This window comes from Dyella psychrodurans, assembly GCF_003363265.1.
GTDB lineage: Bacteria > Pseudomonadota > Gammaproteobacteria > Xanthomonadales > Rhodanobacteraceae > Dyella_B > Dyella_B psychrodurans.
Genome location: NZ_QRBF01000003.1, coordinates 299,208 through 319,861 on the forward strand (window position 1 = coordinate 299,208; position 20,654 = coordinate 319,861).

Consider the following 20,654-nt stretch of genomic DNA (forward strand, 5'->3'; position numbering starts at 1 on the left):
CGGAAAAATCGGCTTGGCGGGGGCACGCGCGAGCGTGCGTGCCGTATGATCGAACGTAACCATGATCAACTCTCTATCTAGTTGGTTGTGGCCAGCGGATCGTTTGGGGTGCAACCCAGGCGATCCGCGCTACTTCACTCATGTCGGGCGTGCCGGCTTCATCGAACCGGGATGGGCACGCCCGACAACAGCACCATCGCATAGATGCGATGCCGTGATCTGTCAGGGGACGCGGATTGGTGTTGACGGTAAAGCCGATGTGCTTTAGCCGATGTCGACCTTCCATGCGCCGAGCCGCCGCATCGGATGGAAACTTGAGCCGCGCGAGCCTAAACTCCGGTAGGGTCGAACCCTGAGCGGGGAGGCGTGAGCGCCATGCTGAGCTGGCAAGTAGGCCGGGTGAAGATCACCCGCATCGTCGAAATGGATTTGCCGGTGCCGGCCACATGCCTGCCGCAGGCCACGGCCGCGGAGCTGCGCAAGTCGCCGTGGCTCTATCCGCACTTCGTCAGCGAGGACGACAGCATCCTGAAGCTCAGCATTCACGCGCTGCTGGTCGAGGCGCCGGGGATGAAGCTGGTCGTCGATACCTGCATCGGGAACGACCGGCCGCGCGAGATCACCGGCGGCCTGCCGCTGGCGACGCCGTTCCTGCAGCATCTTGGCGATGTTGGCTGGTCGCGCGAGGGCGTCGACACGGTGGTGTGCACGCACCTGCACGTCGACCACGTCGGCTGGAACACGATGCTGGAGAACGGCAAGTGGGTGCCGACCTTCCCGAAGGCGCGCTACCTCATCGGTCGGCGCGAGTACGACTACTGGCGCACCTATGATGACGAGGAGCAGCAGACGATGCTCGGCGACAGCGTCAAGCCGATCTTCGACGCTGGCCTTGTCGAGCTGGTGGAGCTGGACCATGTGATCTCGCCGGAGATCCGGCTTACGCCTTCCATCGGCCACACGCCGGGCCACGTCAGCGTGATGATCGAGTCCGACGGTGAGCGCGCGGTGATCACCGGCGACATGACCCACCATCCCTGCCAGATGGCGCACCCCGACTGGATGTTCGGCGACGACGACCCGAAGGCCGCTGTGCTCACTCGCTCGCGCCTGTTCGCGGAATGGTCCGACCGACCCATCCTTGTCATCGGCACGCACTTCCCTGCCCCTACCGCCGGCCGCGTGGTTCGCGACGGTGTAGCGTTCAAGTTTGAGGTGTAAGGGCGACGAGCCTGAGGCTTGTGTCAGCAAATCATGGGGATAGATTTGGAGCGACATACCGCATGCTTTTTTTTGCTCGTCATCCCGGCGCAGGCCGGGATCCAGTGAAATACGCGTGCGCAGCACACTGAATAGCTTTTAGTTGTTGAGTGCTTCGCACCGGTATTCAAACTGGATCCCGGCCTGCGCCGGGATGACGAGCAAAAACGTGGCGACGAGCCCCACTCCCATCGCTGTGAACGCCATTCACTTGGTAGCAAACCGAACGGTGACCCACTATGCCGTTTGCGCGAGCCACGCCTTCCTGGAGTGACAGGTTTCCATGGCGCGCTTGTAGCCTTCGCGTGCGCGGGTGCGCGCCAGGTAAGACTGCTCTGCCTCGCCGAGGGTGATGCCGCCACTGGTTTTGGCCAACTCCAGGGCGTAGGTCACCGAAATGTCGGCGGCGGTGAACGTTTCGCCGGCAAGAAAGGGCGTGCGTGCAAGCTGTCGCGTCACCAGTGTCAGCCGGCTCTCGAAAACGCTTAGCGCCTGGCCAGCGCTCCAGTTCTTCCGCTCGGATTCCGGCGCAAAGTTGCGGGCACCCACGACGAAGTAGATGGAAGCCGCGAGGCCGGCTTCACCGAGGTGAAGGAACTGTTGATAAGCGGGGAAGGTGGGATCGTGCGGGTCGGGCGCGAGCGGCGTCGGCCCGTAACGCGCCATCAGGTATTCCATGATGGCGATGGACTCGACCATCGTGACGTCGCCGTCCTGAATCGCCGGAATGAAACCGGCGGGGTTGATGGCCAGGAACTCCGCGTCATGCTCGGCGCCAGCCAGCAGGTTCACCGGCCTCAGCCGGTACGCGAGCCCCATCTCCTCCAGCAGCCAGACGACCCGGAAACCTCTTCCTTCACCAAAGACTGTGATCATCGTTCGTCATCCTTCTTTGATTCGGCCTTATCGGCCCCGCCCCGGAACGACGAACGGGCATTTCGAAAATCGACATGGCCGGCAGAATTTATCCAGATCGCGCGATGGGGCCGGGCGCGTCTCCTTTAACGTACTTTGCCAAACCCGCGAAACTGCCGGAGCGCGGCTCTGAAATAACCCGCTTCGGTATCGGGAGCGGAGGCTGCGGCACCCTCGCGCGCGAGCGCCGGAAGCGCTGTCCACGGCAGCGTGGGATGCTGGTGATGCAGGCGGTGAAGATGATGATTCATCAACACGGGCCGCCAGATGGCCGGCGCGCGAAAGTTGCGAGCCCGTCCTTGTTCGTCAAGCGTGACATCGTAATGTGGAAGGTTATCCACCAGTGAGAGCCACAGTCCGCGCAAAAACATCGTTATGGCAAGCGCGGGCCACCACGCGCCGTAGAGATAAAATGCGCAGGCGTGGAGTGCGACCGATAGTATCCAGTCATGCCGCATACGGACGCGCCGCTCCGGATTTCCGGCAAAGCCGACAAACAGGCGCTGGACATCACGGCCTATCGGCTCTTCGCTGTGAAACTTGTGCGCGACGATGCGGCACACCCATGGGGTCGGCAGAAAGGTGACCAACGGCACCGCAAGTTCCACCAGATACAGACCGCCCAACAAGCGCGTGTAATAACCGACGCGAGCGAGCATGTGATGCGTCACGCCATCATGCACGTCCGGCCGGTCAAAGGGTTCGCGCGTAAAGCGGTGATGCATCAGGTGACCGAAGCGCACGGCGTCGAACGGCAACACGAAGGCGATGGCCAATGCCCGCCCAAGCCATTCGTTGAGCCGCCGTTGGGGCGATAACTGCCCATGAATGGATTCGTGGATCAGCCCCCAATGCGTCGGGGCCAGCACCACGAGCGGCAGCGCGACCCACAGCGCGGACGCACCCCACTGCCGCAACATGAATGGCCATGCGATGAGCTGCACCAGCACGGCTGTCGCGACGAGTCCAAGGAGCGCCCCATTGGCGCGATGGTCGATGGGAGCACGCCGATACGTCCGCCGTTCCGCCGCTGTTTGGGGGCCATCCCTTTCTGCCGCTGCCTGTAGGCGCATCTTTTCCCCACAAGTACAGAATAGTCGCCGGATAACCTAGCAGCGTCTTTTGACAGCTTAAAGAGCGTGCCAGCGATTAAGTCCTTTTGACCGGATAGGGCCTGAAATACCCCACCGCTTCGGTGCAACTCATTTAGGTTGGAAGGCCTTCAACGATGCGAACGTCACGTTCGGCTGCGCCCACGAGGTGCTGCACCGCGGCCTGATACTCGGGGCTGCGATACGCGGCGTCAGCGGCGTCGAGACTGCTGAACTCGACGATGGCTACGCGCTGCAGCATGCCCGCTTCGTAGGCAAAGGCGGGCAGGCCCACCGCTAGAACCCGGCCACCTTGAGCCCGGATGACCGGCCCAGCAGCGGCTGCGTATCTGTCGAAGCCAGCCTGATCCGACAGGGACCGAAATGTCATGATCCAGTATCCACTAGCCATCGTTCACTCCTCTGGGTGGGATATCGCCTAGGCATAAATCGTGAGAACAAGACACGGACTTTGCCACAGACATGAAGCCTGTGCCGATTAACCCATCGTGCGCAGATCGCGACGCAGCCCGTCGAGCAACGCCAGGGTGGCTATAGAAACAGTCGCATGTTGAAGAAAGTCTTCATGGCGCTGCTGACACATCGGTGATTTCGTCCAGCGTCCTGGATTTTTCAAGCTGCCCTTACGGCGTCAACGTCGCGGTGTGCGGCACAAATTGGCCATAGTCGCTGATGCTGCTGAAATGCACTTCCAACTTCGCCCCGTTGGCCGGATGAAAATCCTTGAGCGGGTAACGTTGCGTGCCGCCGGGCGCGATCATTTGCGGGGTGTCGCTCTTGATGTCCTTGCCATCCGCGACGAGCGACACGCTTTCGAACGAGACGTGATAGACGCTGGGGTTTTCCGCGACCAATGCCGGTTCCGCGCCGTCTGTCACCAGTTTCCAACGTAACTGGCCTGGCGCATCGGCGGCATTGCCTTTCAGACCTTTGGGTCGGAAGAACAGCTTGATGCGCGTGCGAAATGCCAGTTGCAGCGTATTGGGCTGCTGTCCGTTGACGGCCTTGGGCTTGGGCGGTATTTCCAGCACATTGAGCCAAAACACCGACTCTTTGTCCGTGGGCAGCGGTTTATCGTTGTCCTTGAGGTAGGTCACCCGCAGTGCTTGCCCCTTGCCGGGGTCGATGCGAAATACGGGCGGTGTCAGGAGGAACGGTACATGGAGCTGATCCGGCGTGCTCTTCTCATTGCCGTCATCGATCCAGGCGTGCACCAGCAGCGGCGACTTCTCGTCCTGATTAGTCAGCTTGACGGTGATCTCGCGCTCCTGCGCGGGATAAATCACCCGTGTAGTGTCGAGCACGACACCGGCCTGGACGGGAACGGTGAACATGCTTGCCAGGCAGCAGGCTGCCAGCGCACATAGCGAGCGAACGTGGTGCATCTTCATGAGTAGTCTCTCCCCATCCTCAAGGATGGGTGTTCAATGCCATTGCAACTTGGCCGTATAGTTCTGCTCGCTGCCGTAATCATCGACAGCCGAAAAATGCACTTCTGACGTCGCATCGGTCTTGCCGGAGAAGTCTTTGAGCACGTAGCGTCCCGTACTTCCCGGAGCAAGCATCGGCGGTGCGTCGCTTTTGATGTCCTTGCCGTCCACCACCAGCGCGATCTTGGAAAACGAGATGTGGTAAGCACTGGGGTTGTAAACCTCCAAGGCTTGCGCTGCACCGTCTGATACGAGTTTCCACTTCAACTGCCTCGGTGCAGCGTCAGGCTGGCCGGCGAGACCGTCGGGGCGGAAAAACAATTTGATCCGGGTGCGGAAGGCAAATTGCACGGTGTTTTCGCTGGCCTTGCCGGCGGGTTTGGGCGGCACCGCCAACACGTTGAGCCAGAACACCGACTCCTTGTCCGCGGGCAATGGCTTTCCGTGGTAATCGCTTTTTGTATAGATGACGCGCAAGGCTTGGCCCTTGCCCGCGTCCAGGCGAAACATCGGCGGTGTCAGCGTAAACGGCACATCGATCTGATCGGGCGTTTTACTGGTGTCGCCATCGTCGATCCACGCGCGCACCAGCCGTGGGTCGGTTTTTTCGTCATTGGTCAGCTGGACGGTGACTTCCCTCTCTTTCGCGGGATAAATCACGCGCGTGCCGTTGATCACGATATCGGCCTGCACCGGCGCACAGAACAGCGCCATCAGGCACGTGGCGGCAAATAAACGGGCAAGGTTTGAAAATAACATGTTCATGATCTCGACTCCCTCGATGATGTCTTTCCACTCGCAGAGAGGAACGTAGGCCGCATCAGTTATACGACAACATCACGGTCACCACGCTATCGGCCGCACCCGGCGTGACCGTTGACAGTGTTTGCACATAACGCGCCCGCATGGGGTAGGTACTGCCGGCTGCGACCGGTGACCAATTCAATAAATTGGTGGTGCTGTTGGGCACCACGGTGGCGGTGCCATCCTGGGTCTGCAGTTGTATCCCGATCCCGCTGGCGCCACCGGTAGCAATCGCAAACAGGCCGCTGTTGGTGGTGTCGGCGTTTCCGTTAAAGCCCATATGAATGGTCACGATATCGGCACTGCATCCTTCCGAGGTGATCGGAAAATCGACCCAGCCGGAGGGTGGTGACGTACCGACGCCGGTAAATTCGCTGGCGTCGTGCGCACCCAGGTCGACCGGATTCGTCGAGATGGCGCAAGCGCCGCCGCCGATGACGCCGGTGACGTTGATGGTGGCGTTCCCGGTCTGCGCCAGCGCAGCACCGGATACCAGGGTCATCAAGCCCGCCAATAAAGCGATAGCCCGTCGACGATGCCCTAAACGGGTATGGGGAAATACATACGGGTGTCTCATCTCGTGCATCTCACGTATAAGTGATCAGGACGGTGATGGTTGCGTCGGCCGGCCCTGTGGTGATGTTGAGGTCGCTTTGTACATAGCGCGCAGAGAACGTGTAGAGCCCGCCTGCAGCCTGAGGTGTAAACGGCACCGGGGTGCTGCTATTGGGTATGGCTATAAAGCCGTTGAGCTGAAACAACTCGATGCCGACACCGGCAGCACCCCCGGTCACCGCAAATAAATGGGGGTTGGTGCTGTTGGCTGGGGCGGTGAAGGTCATCGATACCAGGGACGCGTCGCAGCCACCGGAAACCAGGCTGCCGTTCACCCAAGGCGAAAAGCTTCCCACGCCGGTAAAGGTCGACTTATCCACGGTTCCCAACGGAATCGTGACATTCGACGTGCTCAGCGTGCAGGTTGCCCCGGTAATCGTGCCCGTGACATTAATTGTCGCATTGCCGGTGCTCTGCGCAAAAGCGGAGCCGCATCCCAAGGCCATGACACCCGCCAACAAGGCGATAGTCTGGCAGCGCTGCGCTAAATGTAATTTATAAAATTCGCGTATGTTTTTCATGTCAGGTATCTCAGGTATACGTGATCAACACGGTGATGGTCGCGTTGGCCGGCCCCGTCGTGATGGTGGCATCGCTTTGGACATAGCGTGCAGTAAACGAATAGCCTGCACCCGCTGCTGCCGGTGCAAATGTGACGGGATTTGTCGTGTCGTTGGGTATGGCTTGGCCGCCGCCTGCACCACCACTGGTATTGCTCTGCTGCAACTGTATGCCGACCCCTGCTGCACCGCCGGTGACCGCAAACAAATTAGGGTTGCTGCTGTTGGCCGCACCGGTGAAAGTCATCGATACCAGTGAGGCGTTACAACCCGCTGAAACCAAGGCCACATTCGGTCCCCAGGGCGACGGGCTGCCAACGGCGGTAAATACCGATTTGTTTACGGCGCCCAGCGGAATGGTGATATTCGATGTACTCAGTGAGCAGGTCGGTCCATTGATCGTGCCGACGAAATTGATGTGCGCCGTATCCTGGGCCGAGGCCGAACCGGTAACCATCAAACCTGCTAGCAGGGCGCAATGAAAAAAGGTGTGTTTCATCTTCATCCCTTATTGGTAATTGACGGTGACGGTGACGGTGGCGTTAACCGAGCCGGCGGTGACGGTCGGCGCCGTTTGGATATAGCGCGCGCTGAACGTATAGGGTCCGCCTGCGCCCTGCGGGGCAAAATTGATGGCACCGCCATTGGGAATGGCTTGCGAACCGCTGGCTTGCCATAACTCCATGGCAACCCCTGTCGCGGTGCCGTTGTTGGCAAACGCATTGGTATAAGGTGCCGCCGCAGCGGTGCCTGCAAAGGTCATGGATACGGTGTTGGCATTACAGCCGCCAGAAATCAGGGACTGGTCCGCCACCCAGCCATACTCATGACCGACCCCGCCGTTGAAGCTCGACGTCACCAAGGTACCCATGTTGAAGGTGGCGCTGGAGGTGGAAAGGGAGCAAGTGGGCGCCGGGATGATGAATTGGGTGGTTCCCACCCACAGCGCGCTGGGCGCATCGACCCCTGTTTGAGTGGCATGCAGCGTTGCCACCTGCTGGCTGTTGATGGTGTACGTGCCTGGACTGAGGGGCCCAGTTTGAATGAATTTGGCTTGAGTAGTCCAACCAATGCTTTGATATGGATAAGCGACGATGTACGGACTCTGCACTGATGCGACCACACCGGTCATAGGCTCGCCTGTAGGAGTGCCCGTCACACCAATGACGACTCCCACACCTGTGACATTTGTCGGATAGATCGTGTAGTTGAGGCCCGCTTCCGAGTAGGTGCCCGCTCCAGAGGCGGGCACGCCGATTTGGAAGCTATAAGTCCAAGGACCAGTGATGTTGATGTAATAGCACGTCTGTACAATGGGTATATAGTTCGTACCCAACCATCCGGTCAGTGGAGTGCCTACTGGCACCTGGTTTTGAATGGTGATCGAAGCGGGCAATGTGATGGTGACGCTTGGCTGCGTCGTTGTGCACCACCCGTTTCCTGTTCCTTGCGCAGCAGCATTACCCGACAGCAGCAAAAGTAGCGCAAAGACGATATAGCGCGGGTAGGACATGAGATTGTTCATGCCGCGATCCAGCCGCGCATGCCCACCGACGCGTATCGTCGTCAAATACTTCAACATGTTCATCCTGTGGCCCTCACTGACAAGCCTGGGAATTGATTCTCGACGCGGGCAGGCGTGAAGCCACCCGCATGCATGGATGGTGTGCGGTTGACACCGGGATCGCGCTGTATCGGAGCGCGCACGGCGACGGGCTTGGATGACGGAGTGCCGGGTTGCACGCTCGCCGCACCTTCGGTCTGGCAGGCGGCGTGAATCGTCTCCAGTTCGGCCTGACGCCCCTTGGCTGCGGGTGGTAACGACACGTTGATGCGGCACGATTCCGCTGCGCCTTCGCCCCATTTCACCGTCAAAACGCCGGACGACTGCATGTCGCGGATAAACAGCCGGCTGCCCTGCCCGGCGACGCCCACGCTGTTGCCTTGCGCGTCGAACACGTCGGCGCCGAACGGTACCGGGCTTCCATCGGGCAAGGCGGTTTCGATCATCAGCGCGCGGCCGCTGGTGGTTTCGTAGTTCAACCGCACCACCGAACCCGCGCGCGGCGCGACGTTGGCGGTGGTGGTTTTCAACTCCACGCCGGCATCGGTGCCCTTGGGATCGAGCGTGACGGTGTTGAGCTGATACGGCATCAGGTTCGGCACCACCGCATAGCCGTGCCCGTTTACTACCGCGCCTTGCCCGTTGGAAACGGTTGCGCCGGTGGCGTTGGGAGCATGCACCAAACCGATGGTTTCGCCGGTGGGCGGCGCAAACGTGACGCCACCGCTGTGGACGACCACGCTGCCCGATGCACTGGCATTGATCTGATGATAATCGCTGCCCTGGCTGTAACCGGCGACGAGCTGCGCAAGCGGACTGCTGTACTGGGCGTTCACGCCGCCGGTGGTGCCGCTGCCATCGGCCTGACCGACGGTGGCGCTGTAATTGAGGCGATTGTCTGCACCAGCCGAACCGCTCACGGTGGCCTGGCTGCTGTTGCCGCCGTCCTTGGAGCGATTGAACATAGTCGTCAATTGGGGCGCTTGTGCACTGCGTCCCAACGGCACGCTGACCGTGGCCATGAAAAGCGTGTCGCGACGCCCGGGGGTTTGAAGATTGAACGCACTGGGCGCACCGGGAATCTGGTCGATTGGTGCCGTACCCGGCACGCCAACCTGACTGGCGCTGACCAACTGACGTTGCGCGGTGAAGCTGTAGTTGAGCGACTTCCAGTGGTTGCTGTAGCCCGCCGAGAAATTGGTCTGACGTCCGCTGCCGTTCCAGTAATCGGCCACCGAGCCCTGCAGGAACAGTTGTCCATAACTGTCACCGAGCTTCTGGTTGATATTGACGTCGATACGGCTGCGCTGGCGCGGAATGTAGCTGGCGCCCAAGCCGCGCGCTGCCGCATCGCGCATGGCGACGGCATCGTTGAGGCCGACATAGCCGCTGGTCGAATAGCGATACGCGGCGACCGCGAAATTGGTGCCGGTGTCGATGACGTCTTTGCTGTAGCCCAGGCGCAGGCTCTGGCCCTGGGTCTTGCTTTGGCCCGGCGCCTGGTTGCTGGCATGGGTGATGTCGGCGGAAAAGGCGCCGACCTTGGTGTTGAGTGCCGCGCCGGCGAGGACGGCCCCGTAGCCGTTGGCGAAGGTGGCGCCGCCATAGGCGGTAACGCTGTTGGTGATGCCGCGCTGATAGGTGCCCTGCACCATCATGGGTGTATTGAGCAGGTTCAGCTGCTCGACTTTGCCGGCAGCCACGCTCCAGCGGCTTTGCCCGGGGCGAAGCAATTGCGCCACGGCGGAGAAAGGCACGGTAAAGCGCTGGACGCGCCCATCGGCTTCGGTGACTTCCACATCGAGATCGCCACCGTAACCGGTGGGGTAGAGATCGTCGATGGCGAACGGACCGGGCGCCACGTTGGCGTCGTAGATGATGTAGCCATGCTGGCGGATGACGACGTGCGCATTGGTTTCCGCAATGCCGCGCACGATGGGCGCGTAGCCGCGCATGGACTGGGGCAGCATGCGGTCGTCGGTGTACAGGCGCATACCGCGCAAGCGTACGCTGTCGAACATATCGCCCGGCGTGAAGGTGTCGCCCACCACGACCTGCGCTCCCAGCGAGGGAATATCGTGCTGCAGGTAGGTGGCGGTGTTCTGGTAGTGCTTGCCGTTGCGGCTGGACCAGCTCAAGGAGCCCAAGCTATACGCGTGCCAGGAACCCAGTTTCAGCGACGCGTTGAGGCCGACATAAGCGCTGGTCTGGCTCTGGTTGCCCTGACTCGAGCGATATAGGTTGGTGTTGTAGCCGAGCACGCCCGCGTTGATGCCCGCATCCCATTGCGAGGGATCGACATAGCCGCGCGCCGCCTGGTTGGTGTAGATCTGCGGCACGGACAGCGACAGTTCCTGCGTACCGATATCGAAGTCGGCCGTGGCGCCGGGGATGTAGTCGCCGATGGGGCCGCAGAACTGGCCCTCGGGCATTTTCTTGAGCGAGGGGTTCTCGGTTTGCGTAAGGACTTTTTTCAGATCCACGCCAAGGCTGATCAGCGTGGCCGGATCGAAACAGGGCTGCGCGTTGTCCTTGCCTGGCACGGCCACGAACACGAGATCGTTGCGCGCCTTCCACACCTTGTTGAGGTACACGTCACCGCGATAGGTGCCCGGCAACACGACGTTGCCTTTCTCGAAGCGGGAGAGATCGACCTTGGGCGCCGTGCCAGCGGGAAAGAAGTTCTGATCGAAGTCCACGCTGTTCGATGCCGGATCGGCCGGGTCGACGGCGGCAGGGTCTGCCGCATACGCCGAGTTCGCCAGCGCACTCAGCAGCAGCGCAGGCAGCAGCGCGCGACGCATCAGCGCATCCTGGCTGGCTTTCGATGCTTTGGTTTTGGCTCTGGAGGACATATCGAACATTCCCAACGGTTACTTCGAGACAGCTGTGGTTAGTTGCCGCGCAGCGTGCTGCGCGGCCATGGACATTTCTGCGGTAGCTGCCGGGGCAACGCGCGCTTACGGCGTGAGTGGTTGCTCCAGCTTGTTGATGGCGCCGAAGTCGGTGATGACGCCGAATTGCGCCTTCACATCGCCCGTCGGCCGGCTGCTTAGCCCTTCGAGCTGGAAGGTGGTGGTGCCGCCTGGCGCGACCATGCCGCCCTTGTCGCCCTTTTCCTGCTGCGGGATGCTGCGCTCGCCAACCTTCACGCCCACACTGGCGAAGTTGACGTAGTACGGCGTCGGGTTGGCGACTTGCAGGGCCATGCCCTTGCCACCTTCGCCATTGACCAGTTTCCAGGTCAGCTTTTCCGGCGCGCCGTTGACCGTGCCGGGCAAACCGGCCGGCCGGAAGAACAACTTGATGCGGGTGCGGAAGGCAAACTGCAGCAGATTGCGGCCGTCATCGGCCGACTTCGGCGGCACTTCCAGCACGTTGACCCAGAACAAGGTTTCCTTGTCGGTGGGTAGCGGCTCTCCGCTATACATCACGCGCACCGCCTGGCCCTTGCTCGGGTCGAGGCGAAAAAACGGGGGCATCACCTCGAACGGCACTTTGGACGAGGTCGGGGTCGAGTGTTCATCGCCCGTATCGAGCCACACCTGCACGAGCGCAGGCTTGGTGCCTTGGTTGGTGAGCTTGATGGTGACTTCCTTCTCCTGGGCGGGGTACACCACGCGCGTGCCGCCGATCACCACCGTGGCTTCGGAGCGACCGGCAAAGATGCCCGCGCAGAGAAACAAGCCAGCCATGGCGTAGCGCATTACGTTGTTCATACATCACCTGTGAGAGGGGGTTAAATCGACGGCCGTCTAAACGGCCGTCGAGGGGTAACACTTACGGGCTAAGCGATCAGTTGTAGGTGACCGCGTACACAACGTTCGTGCTGACCAGGCCCGGCGTCGCTGCGCCGTTGACGGCCAGGTACTGGGCGGTGAACGGAATCGTCGCCGTGTTGTTGGCGATCGTTGCCATGCCGGCAACGGCGCCCATGCGCAGATCGATCACGGCGTTGGTGCTATCGAGCAGCTGGATCTCCGTGTTGGTGGCTTCGCCGGACAGGGCGTTGGAGAGGGCGCCGGTGGCTGCATCGATATAGATGCTGGACGGCAGGAACGACATCGAGGCGACTTTGCCGTCCTCGCAGGTGCCCTGGCCCGGACCGCCGATGATCACGTCGAACATCTTCGGGTTGGCGGTAACGCCAGCAGCGGACAGCACGCTGGCATCCACCTGGTCGAGGGCCACGCTGAAGTTGCCGGTGCCGCCGGACGTGCCGGTGCCGCCGGTGACGGTGCAGGTGGCGTCGGTGACCGAGCCGGTGAAGGTGATGGTGCCGCCCGAGGAGCTCTGCGCGCTGGCCGAACCAGCAATGGCGAGGCCCAGGGTGAGAGCAATCGCGGAGGCGATCTTGAACTGCTTCATTTGGTAAATCCTTGAGGTTGGGTTTGTTGTTATTCGCTGGTTGGCGAATTGCCTTTGTTACCGGTCGCACGACTGGCTACAAAGAGGGGTGGAACAAGCGCATCGATGTGCGTCTGATCCGAAAATGGGCCATGAAGAAGCGCGCGGAAGGGATTTACCCTCAGCGAAATCACTGCATCCGATGGCGTTTGTCTTGCTCGATGCGGAGCAATCTGCAGGCGTTCCCGTCATCCGGATGGAACGCTCGCTCCGTGAAGCAAACTTTAGGAAAAATGCGAGGGCAAAAAAATCGTACTAGCCCTAAAAATCAATCCAGAATGAGGCCTTCTGCTGTTCTCGCGACACAAGAGGCGACGACGCGAATCGTTCAAGTCATCCCTGATCGTTGCAAGGGAAGCGGCAAGCATTGTGGGATCTTTCTCGGGGTTTTCTACGCGGCCACCTACAAGGGGCCGCGTGCCGGGAAGTATGAAGATTTGTCATCGCCAATCCATCGGACCGGTCCTAAATTTTCGACGGCCGACGAAGCTTCACATCCATGACGGTATCAACCGCATGCCGGCACACATCACCCCTTACGCACATAAAAAAACCGGCATCCGAAGATGCCGGTTTGGCATTGCCGCCCGCGTTCGTACCCGGATGTTCTACTTAGATCGCGAAAGACATGGCATGCCATTCGTCGCCGGTCACTTCATGAACTTTTCGAGCGTATATTGCGCCGCCTGTTCAAAGGACTGGGCGATGCGATCGATGTGCTCGCCCAACGCGGGGATCTCCTGCGTTTCCAGGAGAGTCGGGAGAAGCACGGCGATGATGACGGCATCCGCATACCGCGCTCGCTTTCGCATTTCACTTGCTATGGCATCGCCGGATTCCCACCCGTCGGTGCCGGACGCGTTGACTACGTGGATCATCGAAATGGCATCGGGCGTCGCTTCCGGATGGCTCTCACCTTCGAACTCTTCGACATCTTTCAAGGATGCATGCCGTGCATCGACATGAAGTTCGCGAAGAATGCGTACAAGTATCTCCGTCGCCATGTCGTCATAACGGTTGCCGCTACCCATGCATAGCACGATCGACCCCGGCGCCACGGCAAGCGGCCCTTGCCAGCGTCCTGCCACATGCTCGCGTTGCTGCCGAAGGTAACGTCCCAGGTTGTCGTCATCGAGCACGGAAGTACGGCGGCGCCAGCGCGGCTGCGGAGGCGTCTCCCTTCCAAGCGACTCGACGACTTTGACAACCGTCGTTCTCGCCTTGAGCAGTTGTTCCGGAACGATCGCTTTCTGCGCAAGATCCATTTGCGCGAGCTGCAGCGCCGGCAGCAATACGACATCGCAATACCTGGCAAACGATCTTTGCCTTAAAAAGACACGCGCGGCCTCGATGATTTCGTCGGCGTCCCCGGAAAGCGCCCGCTGATAGAACCGTTGCGGCAACGTCAAGGCCGGCGTGTCTCCAAGCAGAATCCCCAGCAACGTGAATGCTTTGACATGCCGTCCCACCACCACCAGGCAAAGCGTCAGCGGCGTGGACAGCACCAATCCCATGGGTCCCCAAAGCCAACTCCAGAAGATCGCCGAAACGACAACGGCAAGGGGCGACAAGCCAGTCGCATGGCCATACAACTGAGGTTCCAGCAACTGGCTCACCAGCAATTCGACGATGACGAACAGACCCAGCGTCATCAGCAGTAGCGACCACCCCGGGGTAACGGCCGCGGCGAGCAAGGCAGCAAGAAGCGCGGCCAGCCACACACCCACGTAAGGCACAAAGCGCAGCACGGCGGTGAGCGCGCCCCAAAGCAAGGCATTCGGAAGTCCGATGACAGCCAATCCCAGCCATATCGCGAGCCCCACGCCGAAATTCACCGAAAACTGCGAGACGAAAAAATGGGAAAGGCGTTCACCGGCGTCATTGATCGCCGCCGTCGTTGCGCGCAGATCGGCGCCGCCGATGGCGCGGATAAAGCGATCGCGCAAGGATTCGTATTCGAGCAAAACAAACACCAGCGTGACCAGCACAATGCCGGCGGTTTCCAAGGGGCTCCAGAGCGAGGACAGCACCTTCCTCACCGCGTTCCAGGGGCTGCCCAGAACGGAGACGTCCGTCGCATTGGCGTAGGAAGGCGCGACAGGCGCTTCCCGGACTTGCTCCGCATTGCTTGTGACACCAAACGAGTTGATGACCTTGCCCGCTTCGCCCTGCACCGCTTCCAGACGAGCTATCGTCAGGTCATGCAGCACCTGGAGTTTGGCTTGAACGGTCCTTTCGTACTGGGGAAGGCCTTCCGCCAGATGCACGATCTGGGAACCGATGACCGCCATAAGCCCGGCTGCCACCATCGCCAACAACAGCACGGCAACGAGTACGGCGTATGCATGGCCCAACTTCAACTTCTGCAGCACACGCACGAACGGCGCCATCAGCAACGCCAATATCAAGGCCAGGATGATGGGAACAAGTACGTCTTTGCCGACATACAGCAAGGCAAACACCACGCCTGTGGCAATGATGGTCAACGATCGTTGACTTGCCGATGCAACGGGCTGCGAATCTGGCGTCAAGGGCATGATGGACATGTCGGCTGGAGTGGCTGCTCCGCAAGGACTGCTCACACAAGCGGCGTTCGAACTGCACAAGCATTATCCCCGGACATGGCTCAAGCCTGCCGTGCTTCAAGGATGCATGCGATTGGATCACATCGTTTGCGCATCCTCTTACTCATCGGATCATGACAGCTTTCCCGATCCTGACGGTTGGTCCCGGCGAAACTCCATTGCCTGATAGGCCCCACGCCGTCTGCCGTCATATTTTTGCAACCTCTCACGATTTTCGTGGCTAATCAAACAGAAAGTTTCTGCGGATAGGCTAGGGACCGACGCAGTAGGCTGGGAAAGGGGTTCCGGTGAAGAAGGTGTTGGCCATCGCCACCGCGGGCATGATTGCGCTGGGTGTCGCGATCGCCTGGCTTTTTGTCCATTCCGCACCTGCCGCCTCGACGGCTCGCGAGGCGGTCCATGCCGTACCCGTCGTGGTTGCGCCGGTGATCCAGCGCGATATGCCACTCAGCGTCACCGCACTGGGCACCGTGCAGGCGTTCAACAGCGTGTTGGTGAAACCGCGTGTCGACGGCACGCTCGATCAGGTCGCCTTCGTCGAAGGAAAAGCCGTCCATCGAGGCGATCTGTTGGCGCAGATTGATCCACGTCCCTATCAGGCGCAGCTGCAAGCCGCGCAGGCGCAAAAGGCACACGACGCCGCGCAATTGGCCAATACGGAACGCGACATCCAGCGTTACACCTATCTGGCCTCGCAGAAGATCTATCCGCAGCAGCAACTGGACACCACCCGCTCGCAAGCGGATGCGCTGAAAGCAACCGTCGCACAGGATCAGGCGCAGATCGACAACGCCCGGGTGCAGTTGGAATACACCACCATCCGCGCGCCGCTGGATGGCCTCACCGGTGCACGCCTCGTCGATGCGGGCAACATGGTCCATGCCACCGACACCACGGGACTCGTGCTGATCACGCAGGTGCATCCCATCTACGTGAGCTTCAACTTGCCGCAGGATGCCTTGCCCGCCCTGCTCTCTGCGCGCGCGCACGGTGCGGTGGCGGTCATCGCGAGCAATCGTGATGCAAGCCAGTTGCTCGACCACGGCGAGCTCAGCCTGATCGACAACCAGATCGACGCCACGACCGGCACCATTCATTGCAAGGCCACGTTTGCCAATCAGCAGGAAACGCTTTGGCCTGGCCAGTTCGTCTCGCTGCGCATCGTACTGTCTACCCAACACAACGCCCTGACCGTGCCATCCGCTGCCGTGCAACAAGGCAGCAACGGCAATTACGTGTTCGTCATCAAGCCTGACAACACGGCCGAGCTTCGCCAGGTCAACGTGGCATCCAACGAAAACGACACCAGTGTGATTACGCGTGGCCTGAACCAAGGCGATCGCGTGGTCGTGCAAGGCCAGTTCAAGCTGGAAGACGGCACAGCGGTGCGCATCGCCGGCGATGCGGCACGCGACGGAACCGCCCCGTGAGAAGCGTTCCATTCTCGACGTTTTTCATCCGGCGACCGGTCGCCACGTCGCTGCTGATGGTCGGTGTTCTGTTCCTGGGCATCGCCTGCTATACCCAACTGCCCATCGCCGGCGTGCCGCAAGTCGATATCCCCACCATCGGCATCAGCGCGTCGTTGCCCGGCGCAAGCGCGGAAACGATGGCCACCGCGGTCACCGCACCCTTGGAGCGCGCGTTGGCGGTGATGCCCGGGGTCACCGAGATGACCTCGACCAGTTCCCTGGGATCGACGTCGATCGACGTACAGTTCGACCTCTCGCGCACCCTCGACGGCGCCGCGCTGGACGTGCAATCGGCGATCAACGCGGCGGCCGGCGATTTGCCCAAGGATCTCCCGCACCCGCCCACCTTCGAGAAAGCCAACCCCGCGGATGCCCTGTTGATGAGCATCGCGGTGTATTCGGACATCCTGCCGATCGACCGTGTGGACGACTACGTCGAAAACTACCTCGCCCCCGAGATCGCGCGCATCAATGGCGTGGGCGTGGTGGATTACCACGGCCAGCAGAAACCGGCGATTCGCGCGCGCGTGAATCCGGCGGCGATGGCGTCGCTGGGCTTGAGCCTGGAGGACGTGCGCAATGCCATCAGCAATGCCACGTCCAATGCTCCGAAGGGCACGCTCAACGGCGCGCATCAAGCTGTCACGCTCGACGCCACCGACCAGGCCATCGATGCCGCCACGTACGCCAGCCTGATCGTCGCTTATCGCAACGGCGCACCCGTACGCCTTCGCGATATCGCACAAGTCGTGCCTTCGGTGGAAGACATCCGTCAGGGCGCCTGGTATGGCAACCATCACGCCGTGATGGTCGATGTGCACAAGCAGATCGGATTCAACATCAACCAGACCGTGGACTTGATCAAGGCGGAATTGCCGCGCCTTGAGCGCGATCTTCCCGCCTCGATGCACCTGGAAGTGTTGGGCGATCGCACACAGACCATCCGCGCCTCGGTTCGCGACCTGCAATTCACTCTGTTGCTGAGCGTGCTGCTGGTGGTTGGCGTGGTGTATGTCTTCCTGCGCGACATTCGGGCGACACTCATTCCCGCCATCACGATACCGTTGTCGCTGCTGGGCACCTTCGCCGCGATGAAGGCGCTGGGTTACAGCCTGGACAATGTCTCGCTGATGGCGCTGACGGTGGTCATTGGCTTCGTGGTGGACGATGCCATCGTGATGCTGGAAAACGTGCTGCGCCATATCGAGGAAGGCAGAACGCCGTTCGATGCGGCGATCGAGGGCTCCGGCGAGATCACTTTCACGATCGTCTCCATGACTTTTTCGCTGGTCGCGGTGTTTATCCCGCTTCTGTTCATGGGCGGACTCGTGGGACGGCTGTTCCGCGAGTTCTCGGTGACAGCGGGCGTGGCGATCATCATTTCGGGCGCGATATCGCTGACGTTGACTCCCATGTTGTGCGCGCTGTTCCTCAACCGGGATACGGCCCACGGTGACGGTCATTTTCACCGCGCGGCGGAAGCCTTTTTCAACCATTTGCAGGAGCTGTACGCGAAAAGCCTGCAACGCGCGCTGAGACATCCCGGTCTGATGCTGGCCGTCGCCGCCGCCACCATGGTTGGCACGGTATGGATGTATGCCGCCATTCCCAAAGGCTTCTTTCCACAGCAGGACAACGGCTTGATCGCGGGCGTGGCCGAGGCGTCGCAGGATATTTCCTATCCGGCCATGGTCGAGCGCATGCATGCCCTGGCTGCCGCGGTGGAAAAAGATCCCGCCATTGCGCATGTGTATTACTGGGTCGAAGGCGATCCCTCGGTCAACATCGCGCGGCTGATGATCGATTTGAAACCCTTTGGCGAGCGCGACGTATCGGTTTACGAGGTCATCAACCGACTTCGCCCGAAGGCGGCGCAGGTACCGGGCATCACACTTTCCATGCAGGCACGGCAGGATCTGCAGATCGGTGCCCGCGTGAGCAAATCGCAGTTTCAGTACACCTTGCGGGACGCCAACCTCGATGAGTTGCGCCAATGGGCGCCGGTGATGCTGAAGGCGCTGCGCGACATCCCCGTGATACAGGATGTGGAGGCCGACCTGGAACCCGTGGCACCGCAGCTGAAAGCGATGCTGGATCGCGACACGATGAGCCGCCTCGGCATCACGCCGCAGCTGGTCGACGATACGCTCAACGATGCTTTCGGCCAACGCCAGGTCGCCAGCTATTACACGCAGCTCAATGCTTATCGCGTGGTGCTGGAAGTCGATCCGGCCTATCAGCTCGACGAAAATGCACTGCAACAGCTTTACCTCACGGGTAGCGATGGCAAGCAGGTGCAGTTGTCTTCATTCATCCGCCTGCAGCACTCCACCGCGCCATTGACGGTCAACCATGACAGTCAGTTCCCGGCGGTCACCATCTCGTTCAACCTCGCACCCGGCCATTCCTTGAGCGAGGCCGTGGAAGCCATCGATGCGAAAGGACAGGACCTGGGCAAGCCGTCCGGGCTCACTGCCTCGTTCCAGGGATCGGCCAAAGCGTTCAAGGCATCGCTGGCCGACCAGCCGTTGCTTATCGCCGCGGCATTGCTGGCGATCTACATCATTCTCGGGATGCTCTACGAGAGCTATATCCATCCGCTGACGATACTCTCCACGTTGCCTTCGGCAGGTATCGGCGCGCTGGGTGCGCTTATGCTGCTGCATGACGAGTTTTCGCTGATCGCCCTGATCGGCGTGATCCTGCTGATCGGCATCGTGAAGAAGAACGGCATCATGATGGTGGATTTCGCCATCGCCGCCGAGGATCAACGCGGCTTGCCACCGGCACAAGCCATCTACGAAGCCTGCCAGCTGCGTTTCCGCCCGATCATGATGACCACCATGGCCGCGTTGCTGGGCGCGCTTCCGCTGGCTTTCGGCGCGGGAGCCGGTGCCGAGCTGCGGCGTCCACTCGGCATCACCATCGTGGGCGGCTTGCTGATTTCGCAGGTGCTGACGCTCTACACCACGCCGGTGATCTATCTGCTGCTTGATCGGTTCCGGAATCGAAAGGCACATGTGATCCCAGATAGTGGGATTGCATACGAGGCAGATTAAACGCCTGTCTACGATCATCGCGTGGCCTGCGCTGGTTCTCTTTGCTCGCCCGGGAGCCGCCGGCCATGCCTCAAGTGAGATGAGGGAAAGCGACGCCCCGCCGATCCTGGGGCTCCCTTTCAAACCCGCAACCTGAATGCCGATAGGCGATTGTTTCAAAACAGGTTGCCATCGTCCTATTTAATGCCATCGAGCGCGTGGCAGGATGTCGCGTCACCGCACGAGGCAGGACGGTTATAATGCCGAGGGCGGTGAGGTCTTTCCTTCGCTTCAGGGATTTACGGTGCTCCGTGTAAAGGCTTTACATCGATATATGGCGTGGCTGGCGATGCTGGCCATGGCATTTATCGTGGTGATGCCTGTCGTGTCGCGCACAATGCCCATGTCGATGCCGGGCATGGACGGTGCTTGCCCGGAGCACGTCGCGCTGGGCGCAAAACAGCCGGGCTCGCCTCACGCACCCGTCGACCCGATGGAGCGCTGCGGTTACTGCTTCCTGCTCCATCACAGCCCGCTTCTGAGTGCGGGCACGATCGTTCATCTTGTCCCAACGGCCCCTTCGCTCGATGTTCCCGTCGCGGCGCTGCCCGCCGACAGGTCCAACGCGCCGCTGCTTAGCGCCGATCCACGCGGACCACCCGCACACATCAGCTAATCGGCAAGCCTCGTCGATGCGGCGCGCATGCCGCGATGTTTGCCCTATTCCACGCATTCTTCTTCCGTGCGCGATCTGTGCGCCTTCACGGCGCGTGGATCCATGGCGTATGGAACCCGCCCATGGCGCGTGATTCGGTTTGCCCGAGGATCGCTGCCTTCTCGCGAGAGTTTCCTGTTCATGACAACCGAGCGTTCTCCCAACTCCCCTCGCACA

17 protein-coding genes are annotated in these 20,654 nt (G+C 60.8%); 4 read left to right on the forward strand and 13 right to left on the reverse strand.

Annotation, left to right across the window (positions count from 1 at the left end):
• Positions 1-375 precede the first annotated feature (375 nt).
• Positions 376-1,221: an MBL fold metallo-hydrolase gene (locus tag DWU99_RS10505; RefSeq protein WP_115477974.1), complete on the forward strand. Its 846-nt coding sequence runs from the start codon at positions 376-378 to the stop codon at positions 1,219-1,221.
• A 276-nt stretch (positions 1,222-1,497) separates the two neighbouring features.
• Here the strand turns inward: DWU99_RS10505 and DWU99_RS10510 are convergent, their stop codons facing one another.
• From DWU99_RS10510 to DWU99_RS10570, 13 genes are all read right to left on the reverse strand, one after another.
• A complete protein-coding gene (locus DWU99_RS10510) occupies positions 1,498-2,136 on the reverse strand; it encodes a glutathione S-transferase family protein (protein ID WP_115477975.1) in 639 nt (212 codons plus the stop codon).
• Between the two features lie 125 nt (positions 2,137-2,261).
• Positions 2,262-3,095: a fatty acid desaturase gene (locus DWU99_RS10515; protein ID WP_199535761.1), complete on the reverse strand. Its 834-nt coding sequence runs from the start codon at positions 3,093-3,095 to the stop codon at positions 2,262-2,264.
• Positions 3,096-3,381: 286 nt separating this feature from the next.
• Positions 3,382-3,678, reverse strand: a complete 297-nt coding sequence (locus DWU99_RS10520) for a DUF1330 domain-containing protein (protein WP_115477977.1) — start codon at positions 3,676-3,678, stop codon at positions 3,382-3,384.
• Between the two features lie 232 nt (positions 3,679-3,910).
• Positions 3,911-4,678 carry a fimbria/pilus periplasmic chaperone gene (locus tag DWU99_RS10525; RefSeq protein ID WP_199535763.1) on the reverse strand — a complete coding sequence of 256 codons (768 nt, stop codon included), beginning with the start codon at positions 4,676-4,678 and terminating at the stop codon, positions 3,911-3,913.
• Positions 4,679-4,711: 33 nt separating this feature from the next.
• Positions 4,712-5,482 carry a fimbrial biogenesis chaperone gene (locus DWU99_RS10530; RefSeq protein WP_233511039.1) on the reverse strand — a complete coding sequence of 257 codons (771 nt, stop codon included), beginning with the start codon at positions 5,480-5,482 and terminating at the stop codon, positions 4,712-4,714.
• Positions 5,483-5,537: 55 nt separating this feature from the next.
• Positions 5,538-6,023: a fimbrial protein gene (locus DWU99_RS10535; RefSeq protein WP_158543258.1), complete on the reverse strand. Its 486-nt coding sequence runs from the start codon at positions 6,021-6,023 to the stop codon at positions 5,538-5,540.
• Positions 6,024-6,108: 85 nt separating this feature from the next.
• Positions 6,109-6,657, reverse strand: coding sequence for a fimbrial protein (locus tag DWU99_RS10540; protein ID WP_115477979.1), 549 nt, complete (start codon positions 6,655-6,657; stop codon positions 6,109-6,111).
• Positions 6,658-6,667: 10 nt separating this feature from the next.
• The gene (locus DWU99_RS10545) at positions 6,668-7,195 is read right to left on the reverse strand and encodes a fimbrial protein (RefSeq protein WP_158543259.1); all 528 of its coding nucleotides are present in this window, start codon (positions 7,193-7,195) and stop codon (positions 6,668-6,670) included.
• Positions 7,196-7,204: 9 nt separating this feature from the next.
• A complete protein-coding gene (locus tag DWU99_RS10550) occupies positions 7,205-8,284 on the reverse strand; it encodes a fimbrial protein (protein ID WP_233511040.1) in 1,080 nt (359 codons plus the stop codon).
• Complete coding sequence (locus tag DWU99_RS10555) at positions 8,281-11,115, reverse strand: fimbria/pilus outer membrane usher protein (protein ID WP_158543261.1); 2,835 nt, start codon at positions 11,113-11,115, stop codon at positions 8,281-8,283. Before DWU99_RS10555 ends, DWU99_RS10550 begins: the two co-directional genes overlap by 4 nt.
• Before the next feature lie 105 nt (positions 11,116-11,220).
• Positions 11,221-11,979 carry a fimbria/pilus periplasmic chaperone gene (locus DWU99_RS10560; RefSeq protein ID WP_115477983.1) on the reverse strand — a complete coding sequence of 253 codons (759 nt, stop codon included), beginning with the start codon at positions 11,977-11,979 and terminating at the stop codon, positions 11,221-11,223.
• A gap of 76 nt (positions 11,980-12,055) precedes the next feature.
• A complete protein-coding gene (locus DWU99_RS10565) occupies positions 12,056-12,628 on the reverse strand; it encodes a fimbrial protein (protein WP_115477984.1) in 573 nt (190 codons plus the stop codon).
• A gap of 689 nt (positions 12,629-13,317) precedes the next feature.
• Positions 13,318-15,213 (reverse strand): AI-2E family transporter, encoded by a 1,896-nt coding sequence (locus DWU99_RS10570; protein ID WP_233511041.1) that lies wholly within the window; start codon positions 15,211-15,213, stop codon positions 13,318-13,320.
• Between the two features lie 326 nt (positions 15,214-15,539).
• Between DWU99_RS10570 and DWU99_RS10575 the strand changes: the two genes are divergently transcribed.
• From DWU99_RS10575 to DWU99_RS10585, 3 genes are all read left to right on the forward strand, one after another.
• Entirely contained in the window at positions 15,540-16,682 is a 1,143-nt protein-coding gene (locus tag DWU99_RS10575) for an efflux RND transporter periplasmic adaptor subunit (RefSeq protein WP_115477985.1), read from the forward strand.
• The gene (locus DWU99_RS10580; protein ID WP_267897520.1) at positions 16,679-19,783 is read left to right on the forward strand and encodes an efflux RND transporter permease subunit; all 3,105 of its coding nucleotides are present in this window, start codon (positions 16,679-16,681) and stop codon (positions 19,781-19,783) included. The genes DWU99_RS10575 and DWU99_RS10580 overlap by 4 nt, the downstream gene beginning before the upstream one ends.
• 283 nt (positions 19,784-20,066) lie before the next feature.
• Complete coding sequence (locus DWU99_RS10585; protein ID WP_158543262.1) at positions 20,067-20,438, forward strand: DUF2946 domain-containing protein; 372 nt, start codon at positions 20,067-20,069, stop codon at positions 20,436-20,438.
• Positions 20,439-20,654: the final 216 nt, after the last annotated feature.

Bases quoted from the DNA above. Each gene is read 5' to 3' on its own strand.
- DWU99_RS10525 (WP_199535763.1), bottom strand. From the start codon at position 4,678: ATGAAGATGCACCACGTTCGCTCGCTATGTGCGCTGGCAGCCTGCTGC.
- DWU99_RS10560 (WP_115477983.1), bottom strand. From the start codon at position 11,979: ATGAACAACGTAATGCGCTACGCCATGGCTGGCTTGTTTCTCTGCGCG.
- DWU99_RS10510 (WP_115477975.1), bottom strand. From the start codon at position 2,136: ATGATCACAGTCTTTGGTGAAGGAAGAGGTTTCCGGGTCGTCTGGCTG.
- DWU99_RS10570 (WP_233511041.1), bottom strand. From the start codon at position 15,213: ATGTCCATCATGCCCTTGACGCCAGATTCGCAGCCCGTTGCATCGGCA.
- DWU99_RS10530 (WP_233511039.1), bottom strand. From the start codon at position 5,482: ATGAACATGTTATTTTCAAACCTTGCCCGTTTATTTGCCGCCACGTGC.
- DWU99_RS10555 (WP_158543261.1), bottom strand. From the start codon at position 11,115: ATGTCCTCCAGAGCCAAAACCAAAGCATCGAAAGCCAGCCAGGATGCG.
- DWU99_RS10535 (WP_158543258.1), bottom strand. From the start codon at position 6,023: ATGACCCTGGTATCCGGTGCTGCGCTGGCGCAGACCGGGAACGCCACC.
- DWU99_RS10545 (WP_158543259.1), bottom strand. From the start codon at position 7,195: ATGAAACACACCTTTTTTCATTGCGCCCTGCTAGCAGGTTTGATGGTT.
- DWU99_RS10540 (WP_115477979.1), bottom strand. From the start codon at position 6,657: ATGAAAAACATACGCGAATTTTATAAATTACATTTAGCGCAGCGCTGC.
- DWU99_RS10520 (WP_115477977.1), bottom strand. From the start codon at position 3,678: ATGGCTAGTGGATACTGGATCATGACATTTCGGTCCCTGTCGGATCAG.
- DWU99_RS10505 (WP_115477974.1), top strand. From the start codon at position 376: ATGCTGAGCTGGCAAGTAGGCCGGGTGAAGATCACCCGCATCGTCGAA.
- DWU99_RS10565 (WP_115477984.1), bottom strand. From the start codon at position 12,628: ATGAAGCAGTTCAAGATCGCCTCCGCGATTGCTCTCACCCTGGGCCTC.
- DWU99_RS10550 (WP_233511040.1), bottom strand. From the start codon at position 8,284: ATGAACATGTTGAAGTATTTGACGACGATACGCGTCGGTGGGCATGCG.
- DWU99_RS10515 (WP_199535761.1), bottom strand. From the start codon at position 3,095: ATGTTGCGGCAGTGGGGTGCGTCCGCGCTGTGGGTCGCGCTGCCGCTC.